Raw genomic sequence first — 26,147 nt, forward strand, 5'->3', positions numbered from 1 at the left:
TTTCTTTTATTTATGCTAAATAGATTAGCTTTATCTTTTATCTGCAACGTACAAGACCGATCAAAACAATGCCTCAGCAGCAGGCACATCTTCTTGCACTGGTGCCGAAGGACCACCCTGTATCAGCTCGCGCTCGCTACTAGGCTCTATACTCTCAGATTGTAGCTCCTGCGGTACGTTCTCAACTTTGAACACTTCGAAAATGGCATTCTGCTGACCTGGGCGCGCCCGGTTACCCGTTTCAGGATCAATACGCACGGTAACAATTCCAGATGGTTGAGCCATACTACGTTCAGGCTTGCCAGCTAAAACCACAGACATAAAATCAGTCCAGATAGGCAGCGCAGCTTTACTACCATATTCAGCAATTGTTTCCGGCTGATCAAAACCAACCCATGCTGTCGCAACAACATCCTGATTAAAACCTGAGAACCAAGCATCTTTTTGATCGTTTGTAGTGCCTGTCTTACCTGCAACATCGCCGCGTCCTAAAGACTTCGCATGCTGCCCTGTGCCTTGAGTAATTACGTCTTTTAACATCGTGTGCATGATATAAATACTGCGCTCATCCGCAACGCGCTGTGCCACAGGCCGAACTTTATCGTCTGTCACCACCTCTGTTACCGACGGGTCACAGCTACGACACACCACTGGCGGAGTTGCCTCAAACAATAACTCACCAGCACTATTTTCAATACGCTCAATGAAATAAGGCTCTACTTTAAAACCACCATTAGCAATCACAGCATAGGCTGAAGCCATTTCAAATGGCGATAAGGTAGCACTTCCTAATGCTAAAGACAGATCCTTAGGGAGTTGCTCTGGGTTGAAGCCAAAGCGACTGGCAAACTGTATAGCATCTTTCACGCCGATTGCTCTTAAAATGCGAATAGATACTAAATTTCGAGACTTATACAGCGCATGACGTAAACGAGTAGGGCCATAAAATTTGCCACTGGAGTTACTTGGACGCCATGTTGACTCTAACTCTTTATCATCAAATACCACGGGAGCATCATTGATAATTGACGCTGCGGTAAAACCATTTTCAAGAGCTGCGGTATAAACAAAGGGCTTGAAAATAGAACCTGCCTGCCGCCCACCTTGATAAGCTCGGTTAAATTTATTTTGATAGAAATTAAACCCACCTACTAAAGCCAACATACGGCCATTTTCAGGCGACATTGAAACAAATGCCCCCTGAATAGCAGGAAGTTGTGACAGTGCAAAACCCGACTCTGTTTTCTCAACATAGATCAGATCACCTCGCTTTAGAATATCACTGGTCGCTTTGAGCGATGGGCCAGCCCAATAAGGGTTATGATAAGGCTTAGCCCAAGTGATGGTATCCCAAGGCACATCGACATAGTCACCACTCTCCAGCACCACTTGCAGATTCTGCCCCTCAGCTAGCGTAACAATTGCTGGAGTTAAGCGGCCGTAAGAAGGGGTTTCTCGCAGCACTTTTAACCAATTGCTGATATTTTCACCAATAGAAGCCCCCTCTGAAGCACCCAACCCCTGACCCAAGCCTAGGTCTAGCTCACCCTCAACAGACTGTACTGTAGCTGATGCCTCAATTTGCGTACTGGCTAGAACCTGTGGCACATTGATGACCTGATCTTTGCGCCACCCGTGACGCTTATCATAAGCAAGCAGACCATTGACCAGCGCACTATTAGCGGCTTCCTGTGCCTTACTATCAATCGTTGTATACACTCGATAGCCTGCTGTATAAAGCGCCTCTTCTCCAAGCTGCGCACCTACCTGTGCACGAATCATTTCAGCGACATAAGGCGCCTCAACTTCTGGCTTTAAACCATGATACTTAGCACTAATGGGCTCTCGAACCGCTTGATCATAAGTTGAGAAATCTATCATTTGCAGATCATACATACGCTGAATAATCCAGTTGCGGCGCAACAAAGCACGGCGAGGATTAGCGATGGGGTTATAACGAGAAGGGGCTTTAGGCAAGCCTGCGATCATGGCCAGCTGAGCGAGACTAAGCTCATGTAACTCTTTGGCATAATAAACTTCTGCCGCAGCATCAATACCGTAAGCACGATTACCCAAGTAAATTTTATTAACGTAAAGCTCCATAATCTCTTGCTTGCTGAGGATTTGCTCCATCTGCAATGAGATTAGAATCTCTTTAAATTTCCGAGTAAACGTTTGATCTAGAGTCAGCAAATAGTTACGTGCCACCTGCATGGTAATAGTACTACCACCAGATTGAATATGGCCTGTTTGCGCCAGCTGTACAAATGCTCGCGCCAAGCCTTTAATATCAATACCCGAATGTGAATAAAAACTGGTATCTTCTGCTGCTAAAATGGCCTGAATAAATGCACTTGGAATTTGCTCATAAGTCACAGGCGTACGACGCTTCTCACCAAACTCTGCAATAAGTTTGTTGTCTTGCGTAAAAATACGCAGAGGTGTTTGCAGCTGAACGTCTTTTAACTGCTCTATATCAGGTAGTTGAGGTGTCAGATACAACAGTATGCTAAAAGCGACTGCGGCTGCACCAGCAACCCCCAATAACAGCATGTAGCTGAACCATTTTAAAATATTCAATGTGATCCGCATGAACAGATGAATTCCATTTTATACCAAGCTGCACATTTGCCAGCAAAGCTGCCATTATAGGAATGCTGAGCGATAGATTCCAATTGCAGCGAGTAATTAAACATTATTTAATTCTCGCCGTTACTTTTCAGTAACATAACGAGCTGAATAAACACAAGGATTGTACCTTTGTTTGATTTTTTTCGCGGTAAAAAACAGAACATGCTGGGATTGGATATCAGCAGTTCATCAGTCAAGCTTCTTGAACTTAGCAGCCGCAATGGTCGCCTTGAGATTGAAAGCTATGGCGTTGCTGCGCTACCGGCCCTTGCCGTTGTTGAACGAAAAATCCAAGATCCAGAACAAGTTGGCGAAGCAATCAAACTAGTGGTAGAACGCGCAAAACCAAGCACCCGACACACTGTTGCTGCTGTTTCTGGCGCCTCGGTCATCAGCCGAAAAATTCAACTTAGCGCATCACTACAACCTCAAGAGCTTGAAAGTCAAATACTGATCGAAGCAGACCAGTTTATCCCATTCCCATTAAACGAAGTCAGTTTGGACTTTGAAGTACTAGGCCCAGCCAAAGGTCGTCCCAATAAAAATGAGATTTTATTGGTCGCTTGCCGATTAGAAACTGTTGACCAGCTACAAGATGCTCTTAAGCACGGCGGACTCATTCCCAAAGTGGTTGATGTTGAAAACTATGCCATCGAACGCGCGGTTTCACTATTAAAGCCCCAATTTAAAGTCACAAGCAACGACCCTCTCATTGCGGTAGTGGATATTGGCGCAACAATGACCAACCTGAGCATACTGCATCAGGGTGAAATCATTTACAGTAGAGATCAAGTATTTGGAGGTAAACAACTCACAGATGAGATCATGCGTCGCTTTAACTTGTCATTTGCTGATGCCGGATTTGCTAAAAAGAAAGGGGGCTTACCACCTGAATACCAGCATGAGGTTCTGATTCCCTTCCAGCAAGCAGCCGTACAGCAAATAAACCGCTCCTTACAGCTTTTCTACTCTTCAAGTGCTTTTAATAATATTGATTATATTTTGCTAGCTGGCGGCAGCTCTGCGACTCTAGGCTTGGCCAGCGTTGTCAAAGAGTACTTAGGCGTACCTTGTTCCGTTGCCAACCCATTCCTACTCACTAACATCAACCCGCGCATTAGCAAAGAAGCTTTAAACAATGATGCTCCAGCACTCCTAGTTGCCTTTGGATTAGCCATGAGGAATCTTGATAATGCCTCGGATTAATCTACTACCTTGGCGTGAAGAGCAGCGCCAACAGCGCCAACAGCAGTTTATTCGCATATTGGTATTGGTAGTATTGGTTGCTGTGCTTTTGATTGCAGGTGTAGCTCAACTGATCAAACAGCAGCAGCAGACACAACAAAATCGCAATAACTTTATTCGATTACAGATTGAACAGCAGAATAGCGAAATTAAAGAGGTGCAAGCGCTACGCAAACAGCGCAGTACATTATTGGCATGGATAGACATAGTGCATCAATTGCAATCTGATCGAAGCCATATTGTCAGTCAGCTCAACTTACTGGCTCGTGCTGCTGTTGACGATTTATATTTCACCAGCGTTCAACAAACTGATGGTTATTTAATTATAAAAGGTGAGGCAAAAAATAATCGTCAAATTTCCGATTTAATGCGCCATCTTGCCCATTCAGAGCTAATGAAAGAACCGCTATTAACCGATGTTAGCACCAGCCAAATAAATACAGGCTTTAGCCAATTCACCTTGCAAATATCAAAAGCAGAGCCAGTGCAAAAGGAGACTTCGGCCAAATGAATGCCAAATCTCAAAAAAAGAGCATTGACCTAAAAGCGATACAAGTATACTTGGCTCAAGTTGACCTCAACGATATTGATTTTAAATCAGCGGGATCTTGGCCTTTAGCAGGACGAATAAGCGCCAGTATTCTTGTTTTCGTTATCGCTTTAATATTGGGGTACTTCCTTTACCTTTCGCCATTACAGTCGGAGCTAAAGCAACTCCGAAAGCAAGAGCCAGAGCTGATCCAAACATTTGAGATCAAAGCATTTCAAGGTGCAAATTTGGCGGCCTATCAAGAGCAAATGCGTAAAATTAGCAGCCAAATTGAGGCGCTTGCCACGCAACTACCTAACAATAGCCAAGTACCTGAATTAATAGAAAAAATAGGCGAACAAGCTCAAGTCAATCGAGTAGACATTCGCTCTCTAAAGCTTTTGCCAGAAGAAGATTACCCTCTTTATTTAGCACAACCAATGCAGCTAGACGTGGTTGGAAACTTTCACAACATCAGCCTATTTATCGCAGGCATTATTGGCTTAGAGCGTATCGTGACTTTACATGAGTTTTCTATTACACCAGACCAAGAACAACTCAAGCTAAGCGTGCGTGCTAAGGCTTATCACAGCAAAAAAACCGACTCTAACGGAGATCTAAAGCCATGAGTCGAAACCGTGCTGCGTCAGGTTTTAATATGCATTTCAGCTATCGGTATTTTCTATCCGCACTGGTAGTAATCGGTCTTTCTTTGTTGGCGCTATCAGCCTGTAGTCCACAGCACTCATTAGATGAGCTACGTAACAAGTTGGAGCAGATCAAAAATCGGCCATCGGGCAATATTGAAGCCCTACCCCTAGCACCTAAGTATCAGCCGGAAAGCTATACCGCCAGTGCATTGCGCAACCCATTTCAGCTGAACTTCACAACCGAAGCAAACCACCAGCAAAAAGGCAGCCAACAGAAACCTGATCTTTCTCGTCAAAAAACAGAACTTGAGCTTTTGCCTTTAGAGAGCTTCAGCATGGTAGGCACAATTCAGTTTGCAGATGAAAAAGAGGCTTCAGCATTAATTCAAGATGCTCAAGGCAAAGTATATAAAGTTACAATAGGGCAACATTTAGGCCAAGATTTTGGTAAGATTCTTAACGTCACTTCGCAAGCTATTTTACTTGAAGAGATTGTACAGGATGAGCTAGGTGGCTGGATTAAACGTCCACGACAGATCAAGCTGGTGGGTAGTGAACAGTGACAATGGAACGACCAAGGCAACCCAAGGATCAGCCCTCATCAGGAACGATACGGATGCATATACTATTGCGCCAACTGCTATTTAGCGTTTTGCTACTGATCGCACCATTTAGTTATGGAGAGGGTGCTGCGCTTAAAACAATGGATTTGCGTCAAACTGAAGGTCAGCTCACTGAGATCACTATGGAGCTGGACCATCCTGCTGCCAAAGTACAAAGCTACCAAACCGACAACCCTGCTCGACTGGTCATTGACCTCTTTAACACATCCAACCACCTGCCTCAAAAGCAATACCAATATCAAAAGGGTGTTGTTGAAAGTATTACCGCCCTTCAGGCGGGCAATAGAACCCGCCTAGTTGTTAAACTTGAGCGCTCTGTATCATTTCAAACCATCAACAAAGGCCGTCAGATTAAAATTGAGCTAGGCCACAAGCAACCTGTCATCGTTGCATCAAAGGCTCAAAGAAACACTAATATCAGTACAGAAAGCAGTTTAAAAGCACCTTCAATTCGTGATATCGACTTCAGAAAAGGGACCAATAATGAAGGACAGCTGCTAATCCAACTAGAACACGCAGATACCGATTTTCAGCTTAAGCCGCTAGATAATGAAACATTATTACTAACATTTCAGCAAGCTGAACTGCCAAGAGCACTGCGAAGGGTATTAGACGTGATGGACTTCGCAACCCCTATTGAAAACATCACCGTACAACAAAAAGGATCAGAGGCTCAGTTTTTTATCAAGCTGCGCGGCCATTACAACTATATGGCCTATCAAACAGGCCAATTATTAACCCTTGACGTAAAACCTATTACCGAAGCCGAGAAAGAAGCACAATTTAAACAAAAATTTCCTTATAGCGGTAAAAAGCTTTCCCTGAACTTTCAAAACATTGATGTTCGCGCAATTCTGCAAATCATTGCAGAAACAACAGGACTTAATTTAGTTACTAGCGACAGCGTTCAAGGCAATGTCACCTTAAGGTTAGAGCAAGTACCTTGGGATCAAGCCTTACAGTTAGTAATGGACAGCAAAGGATTAGCCAGCCGCCAATCAGGTAACGTGTTATTAGTTGCGCCAGCCAACGAGCTTAACGAGCGAGAAAAAGAAGAGCTTAAAGCCAGCCAAGAGAATAAAGAGCTGGCCGCATTAAGTTCAGAATTTCTACAAATCAAATATGCAAAAGCCTCTGATATGGCATTGATATTAAACGGTGCAGAAGGCACTGGTGGCGGCTTATTATCCAAGCGTGGCAGGGCGTTAGTGGATGAACGCACCAACACCATTTTACTGCAAGATGTTCCAAGCTCTTTAGAAGCCATTAAATCTGTTATTAACGAATTAGATGTCCCCGTACAACAGGTACTGATTGAAGCCCGCATTGTGATAGCCAGAAGTAATATTGGCAGCGAGCTGGGTGTGCGCTGGGGTGGTGGCGCCAACGCAGCCATTGATAAGGGACTCGCCAAACTAGGTAACAACGATCTAACCGTTGATCTCAGCAGTCGCTCTGGTGGTTATACCAACTTCAACCCCGGTTCCGGCACATTTGCTTTGGGTTATGCGGATGCCAACATTCTGGTTGATATGGAGCTGGCCGCACTAGCCAGCGAGGGCAAAGGTGAGATTATCTCTCAACCTAAAGTGATTACCGCCAACAAACGTAAAGCGCTGATTAAGTCAGGCAAACAGATTCCTTACCGTGAAGAATCATCTTCTGGCGGCACTAAAATTGCGTTCAAAGATGCTGTATTAGCGCTTGAAGTGACACCACAGATTACACCTGATGAACATATCATTATGGACCTAAAAATCACTCAGGATGCTTTAGGTAAGCAAGAGTTTGACGGCGCGCCAGCCATTGACACCAACGCCATTGAAACTCAAGTACTGGTTAACAATGGCGAAACCATTGTCTTAGGTGGGATTTACACCTCCGAGTCATTCGATCAGAATTACAAGATTCCGGTTCTGGGCGATATTCCTTTGTTAGGCGCACTATTCCGCCGTTCCGAAAAATCCCAAGAAAAAGTAGAATTACTGATATTTATTACGCCCAGGCTGATTGAAAATAGCATCAGCCTGAACTGACATGATCATTCAGCATAGAACTTCATGCACTATAACCACACTATCGTCCTAGTTGGACCGATGGGCGCAGGCAAAAGCACCATCGGCCGTTTATTAGCAACAGAACTTGGCCTGAATTTTTTTGATTCTGATCGAGAAATCGAAGCACGCTGTGGCGCCAATATCCCTTGGATTTTTGATAAAGAAGGGGAGGAAGGTTTCCGCAAACGTGAGACACAGACAATCGCAGAACTACTTGAGGCGCCAGACAATATCGTAATGGCAACAGGTGGTGGTGCGATTCTGAAGCCAGAAAACAGGGATATTATCGGTAAATACAGTACGGTGATTTATCTACATACAACGGTTGCGCAACAGTTACAGCGCACAGCCAAAGATAAGAATCGACCACTGCTACAAACTGAAAACCCCGAAGCAGTGCTCAAAGCACTATTTGAGGTGCGCGACCCACTTTACCGAGAGGCCGCCGACATTATTGTCAATACAGATCGCCAATCACCCAAAAGTGTTGTGCGCACCATTATGAAAAAACTGAACTCTCTGTGAGCTATACATGCTGCAAACATTGAATGTTGATCTAGGTGATCGTAGTTATCCCATTTACATTGGCAACAATCTGTTGACACAAGCTGACCTTCTTCGCCCTCATATTGTTGGCAAGCAGGTTATGATTGTCAGTAACACAACGGTTGCACCCTTGTACTTAGCGCAACTGAAAGCGACTCTCGGAGATCAATATCAAGTAGCAGAAGTCATTCTGCCAGATGGTGAGCAATACAAAACCCTAGAATACGTGAATCATATTTTTGATGGCCTGTTAAAAAATCGCTTTAACCGTACCTGCACATTAATTGCTTTAGGCGGTGGTGTGATTGGCGATATGACGGGATTTGCAGCATCAGCCTATCAGCGCGGCGTGAGTTTTATTCAGATCCCAACAACCTTGCTATCTCAAGTTGACTCATCTGTAGGCGGTAAGACCGGTGTTAATCACCCTCTTGGCAAAAATATGATCGGGGCTTTTTGGCAGCCAAAAGCCGTACTCGCAGATACTCAAGTTTTGAAGACATTGCCAGAACGCGAGCTAGCCGCAGGTATTGCTGAAGTCATCAAGTACGGCCTTATTTGTGACCCTGAGTTTTTTCAGTGGCTCAATATTAATATGCCTGCACTACTTAACCAAAATGACAATACCCTTGCTGAAGCGGTTTACCGCTCTTGCCTGAATAAAGCTAGCGTGGTTGCTGAGGACGAAACTGAAACAGGTGTTCGTGCCACATTGAACTTAGGCCATACATTTGGCCATGCCATAGAAACAGAGCAAGGCTATGGTAAATGGCTGCACGGAGAAGCTGTTGCAACAGGCATGCTAATGGCCGCTGAGCTGTCTCAGCGGGAAGGCTGGCTAAGTGCTGAGGATGTTAAAGCTGTCAGAGATATTCTAATTTCAGCAAACTTGCCAATCGTTGCGCCAAGCGACATGTCAGCACAAGCCTTCTTACAACATATGGCTGTGGATAAAAAAGTTTTAGATGGCAGCTTGCGCTTGGTGCTGCTGCACAAAATTGGCCAAGCGGTCATTACCAACCAGTTTAATCAAGATAACTTGATGAAAACCTTGAATTCAGGCGTTCAGCTGGGACAAATTTAGACTGAACCCTTCCAGAAAATGGCATAACAGCCTATTATCTGGGACTTTAATTAATCTAAGAACAGTTGCCAGTAGCATCGCAGCGGGATTAAATCGTCTATGTTCGGAAACAACAGAAAAAATAAGGATTCAGGCATGTCTGGAGACGACATCTCCTTTACTCCAATTACCCCTTCAGTAACCGACGGCGTGATTGAGGAAACTCTGTTTTTTCCGGCACAGCAGCACAGCCAGGTAATTGAGCTGGTGGGCCACCTTAGCCGTTATAGCAACTTGCTATTAACCATCACAGGTCAAGAAGGCTCTGGAAAAAGCTTAATTAAACGCAAAATACTAGAGACAATGGACTCTGGTGTTCAAATTTGTGATTTTGCCGCAGACAGAGTTATTGCCGCACAAGGCTTAATGGGCGAGCTTTCTCAAAGCCTAGGCCTTGGTTTAAGCAAGCAAACTGATCTAAACCAATACCTACAGAAACTGAAACAATATTTAGCACAGCTGCATCGTGACGGGCAGACTTGCTTAATCGTTATTGATGACGCGGAGCAACTCAGCAGTGAAACTTTGGAACTGTTGATTATCTTGTTATCTGATGACGATGAAAATAAACGGCCACATATTCTATTGTTAGGCTCTGAAGAGTTGATTGAGAAGCTAAGGGCATCTCGGTTAAAAGAACGCTTCACCGCAATAGGACACCACTTAAAGCTAGAGCCTTTTGGCACAGAAGAAGCTTGGGGTTACCTTGAATATCGCCTTAGCGCTGTAAGTTTACTTAACCACATCAGCGAAACAGCTAAAGCCGATATTATTCGCGCATCAGGCGGGGTACCCGGCCAGATCAACCGTATGACCAACTTGGCACTAACAGATCCTGAGGGCTTGCAAAAAGTTGCCAAGATTACCGGCATGAAGCCAAGCGCTGCACCTAAGTCCAGCCCCAAAAAAGCAGCTGCCAAGCCTCAGGTTACGGCACCAACCAAAGACAAACCTGCACGTAAATCTAGCCCAATTCCTATTTGGCATATCACTGCGCTAGCTGTTGTTGCATCACTATTAATCGGCGCGTTTCTATATCAGGATGATTTTCTATCAAGCTCAGAAACTAGCAAAGTAGCAGAGAACACTCCGCTTACGGATCTAAACCGCTTGGCTCACCCTGCCGAAGAAACTATCGCAGATAACACTGTATTGTCAGAAGATAGTGCAGCTAATACTGACCAAGAGTCCGTCACAATTATCAAACCTGTATTCCCTCAGACCGAAAGCGACACGACAAAAGATAAGCGTGCTGCTGACGAAGAACTATTAAATAGCAAACCTCAGCCTACAGCTCCCTCCACCGCCATCAGTACAGCACCCAAGCTAGCGACAGTGGAGGACAAACCAAAGCTAGAAACAAAAGCACAACCAACCGTTGCCGTGCAATCAAGCAACCCTGTACCAGCCGTTGTAACTAGCCCTTACAAACAAGAGGAAGCCCTACTTAAACTAAAAGGCACTCAATACACCCTACAGCTATTGGGTATCCACTTGGAAGAGAGCGCAATCAAGTTTATCGACGGATTAAGTGACAAAAGTGGCGTGCGCTACTTCGAAACCCTATACAAAGACAAAGCTTGGTTTGTGGTCATACAAGGCGAGTACCAGAATCGTGATACTGCTATTGCCAGTATCAGCAAACTGCCTAAAGATATTCAAGACCGCAAACCTTGGGCGCGTAGCATTGCAAGCGTTCAAGCCGACATCAAAAAGAAATAGTTACTCCCTCCAAAACTCTTTCCGGCAACAGCAGAATCATCTAAAAACACCTGATGTTGCCGGATATTCCACAACAAACTAGACCTTTTGCCAATTACATTTCTCACGTTACCTATGTTACAGAATGACACAGGAAATATCTGAAGTTTGAGATTACAGCTGTAGATGTGTAGAATCTCTATCCCTTTGCCTCGTGAGAAAGCCCCTGTCAGGACGGAAGTGCGCACTCGACGAACACAACAAAAAGAAGCTTCAGAGGCTATAACAACGATTTTGTACTAGCGAGAGTTAGCTTTATGAGAACTGGTCTGCATCATCCTGGTGAGTTTAGGGATAACTGTGGCTTTGGCCTGATCGCCCATATGAATGGCGATGCCAGCCATAATTTATTACAGACAGCGATCGAAGCATTAACCTGCATGACTCACCGCGGCGGTATCGCGGCTGACGGTAAGACGGGTGACGGCTGTGGTCTGCTGCTGAAAAAACCGGACTCCTTCCTACGCACCATTGCCAAAGAGCAGTTCAATGCTGAATTGTCTGACAATTTTGGCGTGGGCATGGTTTTTCTATCTCAAAACGAAACCAACGCCGACGCGGCACGCGCGACTGTAAGTGCCGAACTAACCGCGCAAGGTTTAGATGTTGTGGGTTGGCGTACCGTTCCAATTGATACTACTGTTTGCGGCCCTATGGCATTAGCTTGCCTACCTCGCTTTGAGCAAGTATTTGTTAACGCTGACAACCTAACTGAGCAACAGCTTAGCGTTAAGTTATTCATGGCACGCCGCAAAGCTGAGATGGCGTTGAAAGATGATCCTGACTTTTACGTGTCTAGCCTGTCATCACAGGTTATTTCGTACAAAGGTTTGGTCATGCCTGCGGATCTACCAAACTTCTATAAAGATTTAGGTGATGAGCGTCTGGAAACCGCCATTTGCGTATTCCACCAGCGCTTCTCTACCAACACGGCACCAAAATGGCCATTGGCGCAACCATTCCGCTATCTCGCACACAACGGTGAAATCAATACCATTGAAGCCAACCGTAACTGGGCGAACGCACGTAAGAGTAACTTCAACAACGAACTGTTGAACATTGATGAATTAGATCAAGTGGTCAATACCACAGGTTCTGACTCATCCAGTATGGACAACATGTTGGAAGTGCTGCTGACAGGCGGTATGGATCTATTCAAAGCCGTACGCTTGATGATCCCACCTGCGTGGCAGAATAACGACACAATGGATGCTGATTTACGTGCATTCTACGAATACAGCTCTATGCACATGGAGCCTTGGGATGGCCCTGCGGGCATCGTATTAACCGATGGCCGCCATGCAGTTTGTATGCTAGATCGTAACGGTCTACGTCCTGCTCGTTGGGTAATCACCAAAAATGGCTATATCACACTAGCATCTGAAATTGGTGTTTATGATTACAAACCGGAAGATGTGATAGCTAAAGGCCGTGTTGCCCCAGGTCACATGTTGGTTGTAGATACCCAAACTGGCGAAGTGATGCACCGTGAAGACATCGACAACCGTCTGAAGTCTGCGCATCCTTATAAACAGTGGCTACGTGAAAAAGCGACTTTCCTAGAATCCACATTAGGTGAGTTACAAGGGCCAAAATTCGAGCCTTTGTCACAGGAAGATCTACAAGCGCACATGAAGATGTTCCAAGTGAGCTTCGAAGAGCGCGATCAGGTTTTACGTCCGTTGGCCGAAAGCGGCCAAGAGGCCGTTGGCTCTATGGGTGATGATACCCCTATGGCCGTACTGTCTCGTCGTCATCGCTTGACCACAGACTACTTCCGTCAGAAATTTGCTCAAGTCACCAACCCGCCTATTGACCCATTGCGTGAAGCAATTGTGATGTCATTGGAAACCTGTTTGGGTGCTGAGCTGAATGTTTTTGAAGACAGTATCGAACACGCAAACCGTATCGTACTAACAACCCCAGTTCTTTCACCTCGTAAATTTAAAACGCTGGTGTCAGAAGAGCGTGAAGGTTTTGCATCACACACCATCAACTTGCAGTATGACCCAGCGAACACTGGTCTAAAGCAAGCCTTGATTAATGTTTGTGAGCAAGCAGAGGAAGCCGTTCGCTCTGGTAAAGTCGTGATTGTACTGACCGACCGCCAGATTGAAAAAGGCTTACTACCTGTTGACGCAGTAATGGCGACTGGTGCAGTACACCATCACTTAAGTAACAAAGGCTTACGCTGCTTATCGAACATTGTAGTTGAGTCCGGCTTAGCCCGTGACTCGCATCAGATGGCGGTATTCTTCGGTTTCGGTGCAACTGCGATCTATCCATATCTGAGCTATCACGTATTGGCAGACCTACAGCGCACAGGCGAACTGCAAGGTGATCCAGCCGATATTCGTGAAAACTATCGCAAAGGTATTCAGAAAGGTCTGTTGAAGATCCTATCAAAGATGGGTATTTCAACAATCGCCTCATACCGTGGTGCACAACTGTTTGAAGCCGTTGGTTTATCAGAAGAAGTTTGCAATCTTTGTTTCCACGGCGTTGCTTCTCGCATCAAAGGTGCAGAGTTTGCTGACTTCCAATTACAGCAAGAGCTTTTGGCAAATGTTGCTTGGAACCCACGCAAAATCATTGATCAAGGCGGTTTACTGAAATATGTACACGGCAGCGAGTACCACGCTTACAACCCAGATGTGGTTAAAGCGGTACAAGAAGCGGTACAAACTGGCAGCTATGACGCCTTTAAACGCTTTGCAAAACTGGTAAATGAGCGCCCAGCTGCGACCATTCGTGACTTGTTGAAGCTGAACAAAGCCTCTAACCCAATTCCGCTAACTGAAGTTGAACCGATTGAATCAATTATTCGTCGCTTCGACTCTGCGGCAATGTCCTTGGGTGCACTGTCTCCTGAAGCACATGAAGCCTTAGCACAGGCGATGAACGAGCTTGGTGGCCGCTCCAACTCAGGTGAAGGTGGTGAGGATGCTGCACGTTTTGGCACCATCAAAAACTCAAAAATCAAACAGATCGCATCAGGTCGTTTCGGCGTAACACCACACTATTTGGTAAACGCTGAAGTACTACAGATCAAAGTGGCACAAGGTGCGAAACCAGGTGAAGGCGGCCAGTTACCGGGCGGTAAAGTAAACGCGCTAATTGCACGTCTGCGTCACTCTGTACCGGGTGTGACACTGATTTCTCCACCTCCGCATCACGATATCTATTCAATCGAAGATTTGGCACAGCTGATTTTCGATCTGAAGCAAGTGAACCCAGATGCACTGATTTCAGTAAAACTGGTTTCTGAGCCGGGCATCGGCACCATCGCAACAGGTGTGGCGAAAGCGTATGCGGATTTAATCACTGTTTCAGGTTATGACGGTGGTACTGCAGCAAGCCCGCTTACCTCTATCAAGCATGCAGGCTCACCTTGGGAGCTAGGCTTACCAGAGGTACACCAAGCACTGCGCATCAACAATCTGCGTGGCAAAGTACGTCTACAAACAGATGGTGGCTTGAAAACTGGTCTTGATGTAATCAAAGCGGCCATTTTGGGTGCAGAAAGCTTTGGCTTCGGTACCATTCCAATGGTTGCATTAGGTTGTAAATATCTACGTATCTGCCATTTGAACAACTGCGCAACAGGTGTTGCTACTCAGAACGAGCAACTGCGTGAAGAGTACTTCATCGGTACCGTTGAGATGGTGAAAAACTACTTCCGCTTTGTAGCTGAAGAAGTACGTGAAATCATGGCAGAGATGGGTGTACGTCAGTTCGAAGACCTGATCGGCCGCACTGAACTGCTATCTGCCGTTACTGATGCACCAGGTAAACTACAAAAGTTAGACCTGACCAACTTGCTACAAAATGACTTTGTACCTGTAGATGCGCCACAAACTTGCCAACAGCCGCGCAATGAACCTTTCGATAAAGGTGCATTGGCTGAGCGTATGGTGACAGAAACACTGTCTGCCATCGAAAGTGGTAAAGGCGGTGAGTTCCACTTCACCGTCACCAACTGTGACCGCTCGATTGGTGCTCGTCTGTCTGGCGAAATCGCCAAACGTTGGGGTGAGGAAGGCTTAAGTGCAAACCCTCTAACGCTGAAACTGAAAGGGGTTGCCGGTCAAAGTTTTGGTGTTTGGAACGCCAAAGGTCTTGAGATGTACATTGAAGGTGATGCCAACGATTACGTAGGCAAAGGTATGAACGGTGGTAAGTTGGTATTGACGCCACCACAAGGCAGCCCATTCAAAACACAAGACACAGCGATCATTGGTAACACCTGCTTATACGGTGCAACTGGCGGTAAGCTATTTGCCGCAGGTACTGCAGGTGAGCGTTTTGCGGTACGTAACTCAGGCTGTCATGCGGTTGTTGAAGGCGCAGGCGATCACTGCTGCGAATATATGACAGGTGGTCTGGTTACCGTACTAGGTCAAACAGGCTATAACTTTGGTGCGGGCATGACGGGCGGTTTCGCTTATGTCTTAGACATGGATCGTACCTTCGTTGACAAATACAACCACGAGCTGGTCGATATTCACCGTATCAGCTCCGAACCGATGGAAGCTTATCGTAACCATCTGCGCAGCGTTATCGCTGAGTTTGTTAAAGAGACCAATAGCGCTTGGGGACAAGAGCTGCTGGAAAACTTTGCTGATTACTATCGTCACTTCTGGCTGGTTAAGCCAAAAGCGGCCAGTATTGGTAGCTTGCTAGACAGCACGCGCCAACGCCCAGAGTAATTAATACGCAGATTTGTGAATTTAAGCTTTTAGTGAGGTGAGGCTGCTATGGCTGGAAAATTAAACAACGATTTTCAGTTTATCGATGTGGGTCGTAAAGACCCACAAAAAACTGCGGCAAGTGTACGCAAAAAGAAATTTAACGAGATCTATGCACCGTTCAAACCAGAGGAAGCAGCAGAGCAGGCACATCGTTGCCTAGCCTGTGGTAACCCTTACTGTGAATGGCGCTGCCCTGTGCATAATTACATTCCAAACTGGCTGAAGCTGGCGACGGAAGGCAATATCATGGAAGCGGTGGAGTTATGCCACCGCACCAATTCATTGCCAGAGGTTTGTGGTCGAGTATGTCCACAGGATCGCCTATGTGAAGGCTCTTGCACCCTTGGTGAAGGTGGGTTTGGCGCAGTAACCATCGGCTCTGTTGAGAAATATATCACCGACACCGCTTTTGCGATGGGCTGGCGTCCTGATATGTCAAAAGTGGTTTGGAGCAGCAAAAAAGTCGCTATCATCGGTGCAGGCCCAGCGGGCTTAGCATGTGCCGACATTCTGGTACGCAATGGCGTTAAACCTGTTGTGTTCGATAAGAATCCAGAAATCGGTGGTTTGCTGACCTTTGGTATTCCAGAGTTCAAACTGGAAAAACACGTGATGACACGCCGTCGCGAAGTGTTCACCGATATGGGAGTTGAGTTCCGTCTCAATACTGAAGTCGGCAGCGATGTTACCATCGAGCAACTGTTGTCAGACTACGATGCCGTATTTATGGGTATGGGTACTTATACCTATATGCAAGGCGGTATCCCAGGTGAAGATCTGCCGGGTGTTTACCCTGCTCTAGACTTCTTGATTTCAAATGTTAACCACTGCTTAGGTTATGAGAAATCGCCTGAAGACTACATCAGCATGACAGGTAAAAAAGTGATCGTGCTAGGCGGTGGTGACACGGCGATGGACTGTAACCGCACCTCTATTCGTCAGAAGGCAGCGCGTGTGACTTGTGCTTATCGTCGTGATGAAGCCAACATGCCAGGTTCTAAACGCGAAGTGGTCAATGCGAAAGAAGAGGGCGTTAAGTTCCTGTTCAACCGTCAACCGATTGCCATTGTGGGCGAGGATAAAGTTGAGGGCGTCAAGTTGGTCACTACGCGCATGGGTGAACCTGATGCGAACGGCCGTCGTAGTCCTGAAGTAATCCCAGGCTCAGAAGAGATTGTACCAGCAGATGCAGTGTTAATCGCTTTCGGCTTCCGTCCAAGCCCTGCTGACTGGTTTGGCGCACAGAAGATTGAAACCGACAACAGCGGCCGTGTGATTGCACCTGAAGACAGTGCGTTCCCTTATCAAACCAGCAACCCTAAAATCTTTGCAGGTGGTGATATGGTGCGTGGCTCTGACTTAGTCGTGACAGCGATTGATGAAGGCCGCAAAGCAGCAGGTGGTATTCTAGATTACTTAGGTTTGTAATCTAAACACTCCTCTGTTTTAGTAGTTTCAAAAAGAACCGCATCTTCGGATGCGGTTTTTTTTGCACCTCGCATTAATTAATCAGATACGATTGATATACTAATTTTTTCTCCTTTGCTTTCTAGGCCAAATACTCTAATCTAGTTTTAATCAACCGATTAAAATATTGGTACAACGAGTTAATTTGATCCCTATGAACGCACAATTCAAACCAGAGAAAGAGAAAAAGCGTGGGCGCCCCACTAATAAGAGCGCTCGCAATGTCCGTGACAGCCTAATTGAGGCTGCTCGTCTTTGCTTCATTGAAAAAAACTATCAGCAAGTCACAACCCGTGAAGTCGCAACTCGTGCTAACTCAACAATGGCCATGATCCATTATTACTTCGGTAATAAAGAGGGTTTATTTCAAGCAATGTTTATTGAAACCTTTGAGCCTGTGCATAAGTTAGTACAGGACGGTTTGAATAACCCGCCAGATAGCTTTGTTGATTTTTTCAAGCGTTACTACGCTTTGATGGCAGAGTATCCAGGCTTTGTCGTGGTTATTCTAAAGTGTCTACTATTTGAAAATGGCCCGCTAGAAGAACGCTTTATCCATGAGCGTATTCGTGAAAAAGGCGAGCCAATGGAAAAGATGCTGAAAAAAATGCAACAGAAAGGCGTTATCAATCCAGAGCTAGATCCAAAGATGCTGCATATCAGCATGGTTAGCTTGATGAATATGCCATTTTTGATGGAGCCCAATCTTGAAGCCACTATGGGGATCAAGCCTGATCGTGACTTCTGGGAAAGAATGGCTATACATCAGTGCTTGCTACTAGAACAAGGTTGTCTAAAAAAATAGGGGTGTGATTAGCCTCTATACTAGGCGAGCTATGATCTGTAAGACCAGCCAAGCATAAATACCTGCCAGCAAATCATCAAACATAATGCCGAAACCGCCCGCCACTCGGCGGTCGGCCCACTTCACAGGCCAAGGTTTCAACACATCAAAGAAACGAAAGAGGATAAAACCGACCAAAGCCCACTGCCAACCCGGTGGTGCCATCAGCATGGTCAACCAATAGCCCACAAACTCATCCCAGACTATGCCTGAGTGATCATGCACCCCCAAATCCTGAGAGGTTTTTTCACATAGCCATACACCCACAACAAAACTAATAGCAATGATCAGGCTAAACGTTAAGATCGGTAGCTGTTGCAGCCATAATAGATAAGGCACAACCGCCAATGCAGTTCCAACCGTACCCGGCGCCCAAGGCGCAGCACCGCTACCCAAGCCAAAAGCCAAGAAGTGAACAGGATTACGCCACACACTGCTAGGGGCACGATTCATTACTGAGCACCTATTGGCTGAGCAAAATGATCAAAACCACCAAGCTGATAAGCCCCTAACCCTTTGATACCAGGTTCTGCTGTAATCACACCGATAGGGTGAATAGCCAAACCACTTTGCTCTGCGCTTACTTCAAGCTCCAAGCGACGTTGAGGACTCACAGTAAAACAGAGTTGGTAATCATCACCACCTGTCAGGGCATATTTCAGCGCGTGCTCTGCACCCACCAAAGTTTTTAGCGCCTCTGAAATAGGAATTCGTTTCAGATCAATCTGTGCTCCCAAGCGGGAGCCTGTCAAAATATGCTGAAGATCAGCAAGAAAGCCATCTGAAATATCAATGGCACTGCTGGCACGACTTGACAAAATAGGTAGCAAATCAAAACGCGGCTCAGGGCGAAGATAGGCTTGAATCAAAGATTGATAAGTTTCATCAGCTGCATGATGAGGTTCAGATTGCAAAATATGCAAACCTCCTGCTGCATCACCTAATGTACCTGAAACATAAATAATATCGCCTACTTTGGCACCTGATCGTAACCAAGCCCCTCCTTGACTGATATAGCCTTGCACTTGGACTGTAATAGACATAGCCCCACGAGTCGTATCACCACCCACAAGGGCAATACCATAACGAGAGGCCAAAGCCGCCATACCATCGGCAAATGCTTTCAACCAATCTTGATCGGCATTAGGAAGGGTTAGTGCAAGGGTAAACCAAGCGGGCTTAGCACCCATTGCAGCAAGATCACTCAAGCTAACGGCCAAAGCACGCCAGCCAATATCAAAAGCAGGGGCATCCTCCAAAAAGTGTACACCTGCGATAGAGGTATCAACAGATACCGCAAGCTGTTTACCTTGCGGCACACTTATCAAGGCACAGTCATCTCCGATAGCTAAATTGATATCTCTACGAGCAGGCTGTAGGACAGAGTTTCGAAAAAATCGATTTATCAGTTCAAATTCACCCACGGAGGATCGACCTTATTAAGCACTGATGAAGACTAATCAGCTTTATTGCGACCAGTCACTTCGGCATTACGCAAACGTTGTGCTAAGCGATCCAAAATACCATTAACGTATTTATGGCTTTCTGTCGCACCAAAACGTTTAGCAAGCTCAATACCTTCATTGATTACAACGCGGTAAGGCACATCTAAACGCTTACTCAGCTCATAGCTGCCGATACGCAAAATTGCCAACTCAACAGGGTCAAGCTCATCAATTCGACGATCTAACAATTGCTCAAAGTTTGCATCCAGCTCTGTTTTATTAGCTGGAATATTATGCAGTAACTCGCTGAAATAGTTCAGGTCTGCAATTTCAACAGCTGAGCTAATATCTTCATACGACTCCAAACCATCATCAGGCTGAGCCATACGAATTTGGCGTTCAACCTGTTGCAATGAGGCAGAAGTCATATGCCACTGATACAGACCTTGTAGCGCCAGTTGACGAGCGGCATGACGCGCTTCTGTTCTACTGGTTTTTTTACCTTGAGACATGAGAGTAGGAACCAAAGGTTAAAGGTTATTAAACAGGCTGACCATTTCCAGAGCACACAAAGCTGCTTCCGCACCTTTATTACCTGCTTTGGTTCCGGAGCGCTCAATGGCTTGCTCAATCGTATCAACAGTTAAAACACCGTTAGTGATCACAACACCAGTTTGTAGAGATAAGCTGCCAAGACCTTTAGCACACTCACCTGCAACATATTCAAAGTGTGGCGTACCGCCACGAATCACTGCACCTAGTACAATCACCGCATCAGGCTGTTGCTTTTCAATGACCTTTTTAGCAACAAGTGGTAACTCCCAAGCACCAGGCGCACGTACGACCGTGATATTGCTCTCATCAACACCGTGGCGACGTAGTGCATCTACCGCACCCTCAACCAAATGCTCAACAACAAAGCTGTTAAAACGGCCAACAACAATACTGTACTGGCCATTACAATTTACAAAGTTACCTTCAACGGATTTGATCGTCATTTTCATGTCCTGATTATTCTTCGCAGGGAATATATTCTTCAATTTCAAGGTCAAAACCAGAAATTGCATTAAACTTCATTGGTGAACTGAGCAGGCGCATTTTACCAACACCAAGATCACGCAAAATTTGAGAGCCTGTGCCAACGGTTAAGTATGCCCCTGACGCACTGATATTTACTTTTGATGGTTGGCGACCATTCAACATCAGCTCTACAGAGTCATGAATGTCAATACGCTCGCTAGAGTCCAGTAATAAAACAACGCCTTTACCTTCTTTAGCAACTTTGGCTAAAGCATTACGCATTGTCCACTTACGCTCGCCATCAGGCAGCATGGCACCTACAACATCACGCAGTACTTCCGTGCGGTTATGAACTCGAACAATAGTGGGTTCATCTGCACTAATTTCACCTAGTGTCATTGCTAGATGCGTGCAGTTTTGAATTTCATCGCGATAAGTAACGTAGTTAAAGTCGCCATACTCAGTTGGCATCACCCCTTCTTGCGCCCGTACCACAGTGTGTTCTTTGGTCGTGCGGTAATGAATCAGATCTGCAATAGTACCAATTTTGATGCCATGCTCTTGTGCAAATAATTCAAGATCAGGACGACGCGCCATAGTGCCATCATCGTTCATAATCTCAACAATCACTGATGCCGCTTCATAGCCTGCCATACGTGCCAAATCACAACCTGCTTCTGTGTGACCTGCTCGACTTAAAACACCACCAGGCTGAGCCATCAATGGAAAAATATGGCCGGGCTGCACAATATCTTCAGGCAACGCGTTAGATTTAACGGCAGTCAAAACAGTATGTGCACGATCTGCCGCAGATATACCTGTTGTTACACCTTTAGCTGCTTCAATCGACAAGGTGAAGTTAGTCGAAAACTGAGCACCATTGCTCTGCACCATCAACGGTAGTTTCAATTGCTCACAGCGTTTACGGGTTAGGGTTAAGCAAATCAAGCCACGAGCGTACTTCGCCATAAAGTTAATATCTTCAGGACGAACTCTCTCCGCAGCAATTACCAAGTCACCTTCATTCTCTCGGTCTTCATCATCCATCAGGATGACCATTTTGCCCTGACGGATATCCTCTAGCAGTTCTTCAACTGTATTTAATTGCATGATTAATCTCTTAGTGGCTAAGCACGGTTAAAGCCGTGTTGAGCTAAAAATTCTAAACTCAAATTCGATTCAGATTTTGCTTCACTAGGCTGACTGATTAAACGCTCTAGATAACGCGCAACAAGATCAACCTCTAAGTGTACTTTCTGGCCTGCATGGTACTGTTCTAAAACAGTGCCTGCTAAGGTATGCGGCACAATATTCAACTCGAAAACATCGCTTTTAATACTGTTCACTGTAAGGCTTGTACCATCTATAGTGATAGAGCCTTTGTCTGCGATATATTTCAACAATTGTGAAGGTGCCTGCACTCGAAAGCGCACCGCTCGACCATCCTCTCTACGATCAAGAATAGTCCCCACACCATCAACATGCCCGCTGACAATATGCCCACCCATTCGAGAGGTTGGCAACAGTGCTTTCTCTAAATTTACTTTGCGCCCAGCACGATAATCAGAGAAGCAGGTATGGCGCACAGTTTCTAACGAAACATCGGCAGAGAAACCTTTTGCAGTCAAAGCTGTAACCGTTAAGCACACACCATTAACCGCAATGCTGTCACCTAAACACACATCAGCCATATCCAAGGAGCCAACTGCAACCTTTACACTGTAATCTCCGCCAGCAGGTTGTAATGCCTCAATTGTACCAATCGCTTCTATAATTCCGGTAAACATTCTTACTGGTTTCCTGAAAATCGTGCCGTTAACATCAAATCTTTGCCGACAACACGGCTAGAGAGTATTTCTAAGGGCTGCTGATCTGCCATTTTATGTATTGTAGGTAAGTTAAATAGGCCGCGAGCACTATGCCCTAGTAATGTCGGAGCCATAAAGATAATTAATTCATCAATAAGGCCTGCCTGCACAAATGCACCTGCGAGTGTCGCCCCTGTTTCTAACAATACATCGTTACACTCTCTCTGATAGAGGTAATCCATAACCGCTTGTAATGACACTCGTCCAACTTCATCTGCAGCCAACTGTACGCAGGTTACACCTTTCGCAAGCAGGGCTTGCTCTTTATCAGCGTTGCTTTGACAAAAGAGCACAACCGTTTCACCTGCTTGCTTCAGAATTTTAGCAGTAAGCGGTACACGCAATTGAGAGTCTAGTATTACACGCAGCGGTTGACGTTGTGCAATCTGCTCAGCCTGCTCTAAATCCAATTGTTCTGCACGAACAGTTAGAGAGCAATCGTCGTAAATGACAGAACTTACACCTGTGATAATGGCAGAGCTTGAGGCTCTCATTCGCTGCACTTGCGTGCGTGCTGAAGCACCCGTAATCCACTGGCTTTCACCAGACTGCATCGCAGTACGGCCATCAAGACTCATCGCCATTTTACAGCGTAAAAATGGGCGCTTGCGCTCCATTCGGCTGATAAAGCCTTTGTTCAAAGCCTTAGCTTCACTCTCCAATATACCCACAACCACTTCTATGCCTGCCGCCTCTAGTTTGGCGATACCACGACCTGAGACAAGTGGATTAGGGTCTTTCATCGCAATAACAACTTTATTAACACCAGCACTCACCAAAGTGTCTGCACAGGGCGGTGTTCGACCTTGGTGTGAACAGGGTTCAAGCGTGACATAAGCAGTTGAGCCTTTGACTTCATCAATATTTACCACGCTAGCTAATGCATTAACTTCAGCATGGCCTTCACCCGCTTTTTGATGCCAGCCTTGGCCAATAATCTGACCATCGCGAACCAATACACAACCTACATTTGGGTTAGGGAATGCAGTGTAACGCCCTAAACGTGCTAAGCGTAGGGCTTGAGCCATGTAATATTGATCAACCTGCGTCATGCCATTACTCTTTTGAAAGGGCTAAAATAAAGTACGAGCAGCACAAAGGTGCCACACAGCTTCAATCCTCTATTTCATCTCTTTGATTACTGTGATGTTCACCTTTTGCAAAAGGTGGATCCTGTGCTAAACGATCAATTTCCGCACGAAACTCATCTAAGTCTTGGAAACTTCGGTAAACTGAAGCAAAGCGAATATAAGCCACTTGATCAAGCAGTCTGAGCTGAGCCATTACTTCTTCGCCGATTAGGCGAGAAGGGATCTCACGTTCACCTTTTGCACGCATTCTTTGCCGAATACGCTCAATGGCAGCCTCAAATGACTCTGTACTAACAGGGCGTTTTTCTAAAGCCCGCAGGATACCTGCCCGCAGCTTTTCCTCTGAAAACAGCTCTCGCGTACCATCATGCTTGACCACTCTGGGCATGACTAATTCAGCAGTTTCATAAGTCGTAAAACGCTCTCCACAGCCTAAACATTCACGGCGACGGCGTACTTGATCACCCTCTGCTACAAGGCGAGAATCAGTGACTTTAGTTTCCTGTGCTCCACAAAAAGGACAGTACATAAGTTGGCTCTACGCTGAATACATTGATCAAAAAACAAGCAGTGCGTTAATTCTGCTTTAGGCTCAGTTATTTTACCTTTTACCTGCTTGTAGATACAAATAAGCCCGGTCTATGCCGGGCTTATTTGTAGTACTATTTTCAGTTAACGGGGTAAATACCCGTCAAAATTAAGCGTAAACAGGGAAGGTTTTGCAGATTGCTTTTACTTTCTCTTTTACAGCCAAAATAGTGTCTTCGTTATTAATATCATCCAGAATATCACAGATCCAGTTTGTCAGCTCTGTTACTTCCGCTTCTTTGAAGCCGCGACGTGTGACTGCAGGAGTACCAATTCGCAAGCCAGAGGTCACAAATGGTGAGCGAGGATCATTTGGCACTGAGTTTTTATTCACAGTGATAAACGCTCGACCTAAAGCTGCATCAGCATCTTTACCACTGAACTCTTTGTCGATTAGATCAACCAAGAATAGGTGGTCATCAGTACCATCAGACACAATTTTGATGCCACGGGCTTTAAACGCTTCAGCCATCGCTTGAGCATTTTTCACAACCTGAGCTTGATAAGCCTTCCACTCAGGCTCCATTGCCTCTTTAAAGCAAACCGCTTTTGCTGCAATTACATGCATCAAAGGGCCACCTTGAGACTCAGGGAATACCGCAAAGTTTAGTTTCTTCTGTAGATCTTCATCTGCACGTGCAGACAAAATCAAACCACCACGAGGACCACCCAAAGTTTTGTGAGTGGTAGTCGTTACAACGTCAGCAATTTGTACAGGTGATGGATAAACACCCGCAGCAACCAGACCCGCGATGTGAGCCATATCTACAAAAAGGTAAGCACCGACTTTGTCTGCGATATCGCGGAAACGCTGCCAATCAACAATACGAGAGTATGCAGAGAAGCCCGCTACGATCATTTTTGGCTTGTGCTCAACGGCCAAACGCTCAACTTCAGCATAATCAATTTCGCCTGTTTCAGGGCTCAAACCGTACTGAACTGCATTATAAATACGGCCTGAGAAAGAAACTGCAGCACCATGCGTTAAATGACCACCATGAGCCAAGCTCATACCTAAAACGGTATCACCAGGCTTGCACAACGCCATGTAAACTGCGGCATTGGCTTGAGAACCAGAGTGTGGCTGAACGTTAGCATAGGTTGAACCGAACAGTGCATTGGCACGATCGATCGCCAGCTGCTCGACAACGTCCACATACTCACAACCACCGTAGTAACGCTTATTTGGGTAGCCTTCTGCATATTTGTTTGTCAGAACAGAACCCTGCGCCTGCATTACACGCGGGCTGGTGTAGTTTTCAGATGCAATCAGTTCAATGTGCTCTTCCTGACGAACTGCCTCTGACTGCATAGCAGTCCACAGCTCATCGTCATAGCCTGCAATGGTCATGTCACGTGTGAACATTCTCTACCTCTAGCCTGAATGTTGAGTAAATTCGAACAGATACTTCTGCTCGCTCAAAAACTGGAAAAGCGGATTCTAACGTACTTAGACACAAGGTTCACTTGAAAAGAATCACTATTGGGACGTAAATAATTCATTTAGATCTAAAACAAGGTGTTTCAACTTCTAATACTTCTCTTTTCAGCAGCATCGCTCTAAATAATCCAGCCCCTTTCAAACGCTTGAAACGAAAAAACCCCAGTCTATCGCTAGACTGGGGTTCTATATAAGGCGCTTGACGATGTCCTACTCTCACATGGGGAGACCCCACACTACCATCGGCGCTGTACCGTTTCACTGCTGAGTTCGGGAAGGGATCAGGTGGTTCCAATACGCTATTGTCGTCAAGCAAAAAAGGTGTAGATTGAATGTCTGCCAATTAAGCCTATCTGTTATTAGGCCTTCTACTTTGTTCGTATCTTGTATTCTTACGTCCAAGCCTGAGCTTGTCGCTTGTAATCTCTGACGTATCCGTCGATTGTTAAGCAAGTCAAAAACTGCTT

21 protein-coding genes and 1 rRNA gene are annotated in these 26,147 nt (G+C 45.6%); 11 read left to right on the forward strand and 11 right to left on the reverse strand.

All coding sequences use genetic code 11. From position 1 onward, the window contains the following. Nucleotides 1–60: 60 nt before the first annotated feature. Nucleotides 61–2,592 carry a penicillin-binding protein 1A gene (locus tag B5D26_RS13495; RefSeq protein WP_078746251.1) on the reverse strand — a complete coding sequence of 844 codons (2,532 nt, stop codon included), beginning with the start codon at nt 2,590–2,592 and terminating at the stop codon, nt 61–63. A gap of 168 nt (nt 2,593–2,760) precedes the next feature. On the opposite strand from B5D26_RS13495, the gene B5D26_RS13500 reads away from it, so the two are divergent. The 11 genes from B5D26_RS13500 to B5D26_RS13550 all read left to right on the forward strand — a co-directional run bounded on the left by B5D26_RS13500 (nt 2,761) and on the right by B5D26_RS13550 (nt 18,188). Beyond that, nucleotides 2,761–3,837 carry a pilus assembly protein PilM gene (locus tag B5D26_RS13500; RefSeq protein WP_234985303.1) on the forward strand — a complete coding sequence of 359 codons (1,077 nt, stop codon included), beginning with the start codon at nt 2,761–2,763 and terminating at the stop codon, nt 3,835–3,837. After that, nucleotides 3,824–4,387, forward strand: coding sequence for a PilN domain-containing protein (locus tag B5D26_RS13505; protein WP_078746252.1), 564 nt, complete (start codon nt 3,824–3,826; stop codon nt 4,385–4,387). The genes B5D26_RS13500 and B5D26_RS13505 overlap by 14 nt, the downstream gene beginning before the upstream one ends. Then, entirely contained in the window at nt 4,384–5,034 is a 651-nt protein-coding gene (locus B5D26_RS13510; RefSeq protein WP_078746253.1) for a type IV pilus inner membrane component PilO, read from the forward strand. The genes B5D26_RS13505 and B5D26_RS13510 overlap by 4 nt, the downstream gene beginning before the upstream one ends. Next, nucleotides 5,031–5,618 carry a pilus assembly protein PilP gene (locus B5D26_RS13515; protein ID WP_078746254.1) on the forward strand — a complete coding sequence of 196 codons (588 nt, stop codon included), beginning with the start codon at nt 5,031–5,033 and terminating at the stop codon, nt 5,616–5,618. Before B5D26_RS13510 ends, B5D26_RS13515 begins: the two co-directional genes overlap by 4 nt. A 53-nt stretch (nt 5,619–5,671) precedes the next feature. Next, nucleotides 5,672–7,714, forward strand: a complete 2,043-nt coding sequence (gene pilQ / locus B5D26_RS13520) for a type IV pilus secretin PilQ (protein WP_159445667.1) — start codon at nt 5,672–5,674, stop codon at nt 7,712–7,714. Between the two features lie 24 nt (nt 7,715–7,738). Continuing rightward, nucleotides 7,739–8,260, forward strand: a complete 522-nt coding sequence (aroK, locus tag B5D26_RS13525; protein ID WP_078746256.1) for a shikimate kinase AroK — start codon at nt 7,739–7,741, stop codon at nt 8,258–8,260. Between the two features lie 10 nt (nt 8,261–8,270). Then, complete coding sequence (aroB, locus tag B5D26_RS13530; RefSeq protein WP_078746273.1) at nt 8,271–9,365, forward strand: 3-dehydroquinate synthase; 1,095 nt, start codon at nt 8,271–8,273, stop codon at nt 9,363–9,365. Between the two features lie 135 nt (nt 9,366–9,500). Then, entirely contained in the window at nt 9,501–11,126 is a 1,626-nt protein-coding gene (locus tag B5D26_RS13535; protein ID WP_159445668.1) for an AAA family ATPase, read from the forward strand. Nucleotides 11,127–11,422: 296 nt separating this feature from the next. Further along, complete coding sequence (gltB, locus tag B5D26_RS13540; protein WP_078746258.1) at nt 11,423–15,874, forward strand: glutamate synthase large subunit; 4,452 nt, start codon at nt 11,423–11,425, stop codon at nt 15,872–15,874. A 48-nt stretch (nt 15,875–15,922) separates the two neighbouring features. Further along, nucleotides 15,923–17,344 carry an FAD-dependent oxidoreductase gene (locus B5D26_RS13545; protein ID WP_078746259.1) on the forward strand — a complete coding sequence of 474 codons (1,422 nt, stop codon included), beginning with the start codon at nt 15,923–15,925 and terminating at the stop codon, nt 17,342–17,344. A gap of 193 nt (nt 17,345–17,537) precedes the next feature. Then, nucleotides 17,538–18,188: a TetR/AcrR family transcriptional regulator gene (locus tag B5D26_RS13550; protein ID WP_078746260.1), complete on the forward strand. Its 651-nt coding sequence runs from the start codon at nt 17,538–17,540 to the stop codon at nt 18,186–18,188. Between the two features lie 15 nt (nt 18,189–18,203). On the opposite strand, the gene B5D26_RS13555 is transcribed toward B5D26_RS13550, so the two are convergent. The 10 genes from B5D26_RS13555 to rrf all read right to left on the reverse strand — a co-directional run bounded on the left by B5D26_RS13555 (nt 18,204) and on the right by rrf (nt 25,993). Further along, a complete protein-coding gene (locus B5D26_RS13555; RefSeq protein WP_078746261.1) occupies nt 18,204–18,680 on the reverse strand; it encodes a phosphatidylglycerophosphatase A family protein in 477 nt (158 codons plus the stop codon). Next, a complete protein-coding gene (thiL, locus tag B5D26_RS13560; RefSeq protein ID WP_078746262.1) occupies nt 18,680–19,651 on the reverse strand; it encodes a thiamine-phosphate kinase in 972 nt (323 codons plus the stop codon). Before thiL ends, B5D26_RS13555 begins: the two co-directional genes overlap by 1 nt. 32 nt (nt 19,652–19,683) lie before the next feature. Then, nucleotides 19,684–20,184, reverse strand: coding sequence for a transcription antitermination factor NusB (gene nusB / locus B5D26_RS13565; RefSeq protein WP_078746263.1), 501 nt, complete (start codon nt 20,182–20,184; stop codon nt 19,684–19,686). A gap of 18 nt (nt 20,185–20,202) precedes the next feature. Continuing rightward, nucleotides 20,203–20,670: a 6,7-dimethyl-8-ribityllumazine synthase gene (gene ribH / locus B5D26_RS13570; RefSeq protein ID WP_078746264.1), complete on the reverse strand. Its 468-nt coding sequence runs from the start codon at nt 20,668–20,670 to the stop codon at nt 20,203–20,205. Nucleotides 20,671–20,683: 13 nt separating this feature from the next. Beyond that, a complete protein-coding gene (gene ribBA, locus B5D26_RS13575; RefSeq protein ID WP_078746265.1) occupies nt 20,684–21,802 on the reverse strand; it encodes a bifunctional 3,4-dihydroxy-2-butanone-4-phosphate synthase/GTP cyclohydrolase II in 1,119 nt (372 codons plus the stop codon). A 17-nt stretch (nt 21,803–21,819) separates the two neighbouring features. Beyond that, entirely contained in the window at nt 21,820–22,479 is a 660-nt protein-coding gene (locus tag B5D26_RS13580) for a riboflavin synthase (protein WP_078746266.1), read from the reverse strand. A 2-nt stretch (nt 22,480–22,481) separates the two neighbouring features. Further along, nucleotides 22,482–23,612, reverse strand: coding sequence for a bifunctional diaminohydroxyphosphoribosylaminopyrimidine deaminase/5-amino-6-(5-phosphoribosylamino)uracil reductase RibD (gene ribD / locus B5D26_RS13585; protein WP_078746267.1), 1,131 nt, complete (start codon nt 23,610–23,612; stop codon nt 22,482–22,484). A gap of 61 nt (nt 23,613–23,673) precedes the next feature. Further along, nucleotides 23,674–24,180, reverse strand: a complete 507-nt coding sequence (gene nrdR, locus B5D26_RS13590) for a transcriptional regulator NrdR (RefSeq protein WP_078746268.1) — start codon at nt 24,178–24,180, stop codon at nt 23,674–23,676. 168 nt (nt 24,181–24,348) lie between these two features. Then, on the reverse strand, nt 24,349–25,605 hold the full coding sequence (gene glyA / locus B5D26_RS13595; RefSeq protein ID WP_078746269.1) for a serine hydroxymethyltransferase: 1,257 nt from the start codon (nt 25,603–25,605) through the stop codon (nt 24,349–24,351). 272 nt (nt 25,606–25,877) lie between these two features. Then, a 5S ribosomal RNA gene (gene rrf, locus B5D26_RS13600) occupies nt 25,878–25,993 on the reverse strand. Nucleotides 25,994–26,147 lie beyond the last annotated feature (154 nt).

Origin of the sequence: Oceanospirillum multiglobuliferum (assembly GCF_900167095.1) — a bacterium.
GTDB lineage: Bacteria > Pseudomonadota > Gammaproteobacteria > Pseudomonadales > Halomonadaceae > Oceanospirillum > Oceanospirillum multiglobuliferum.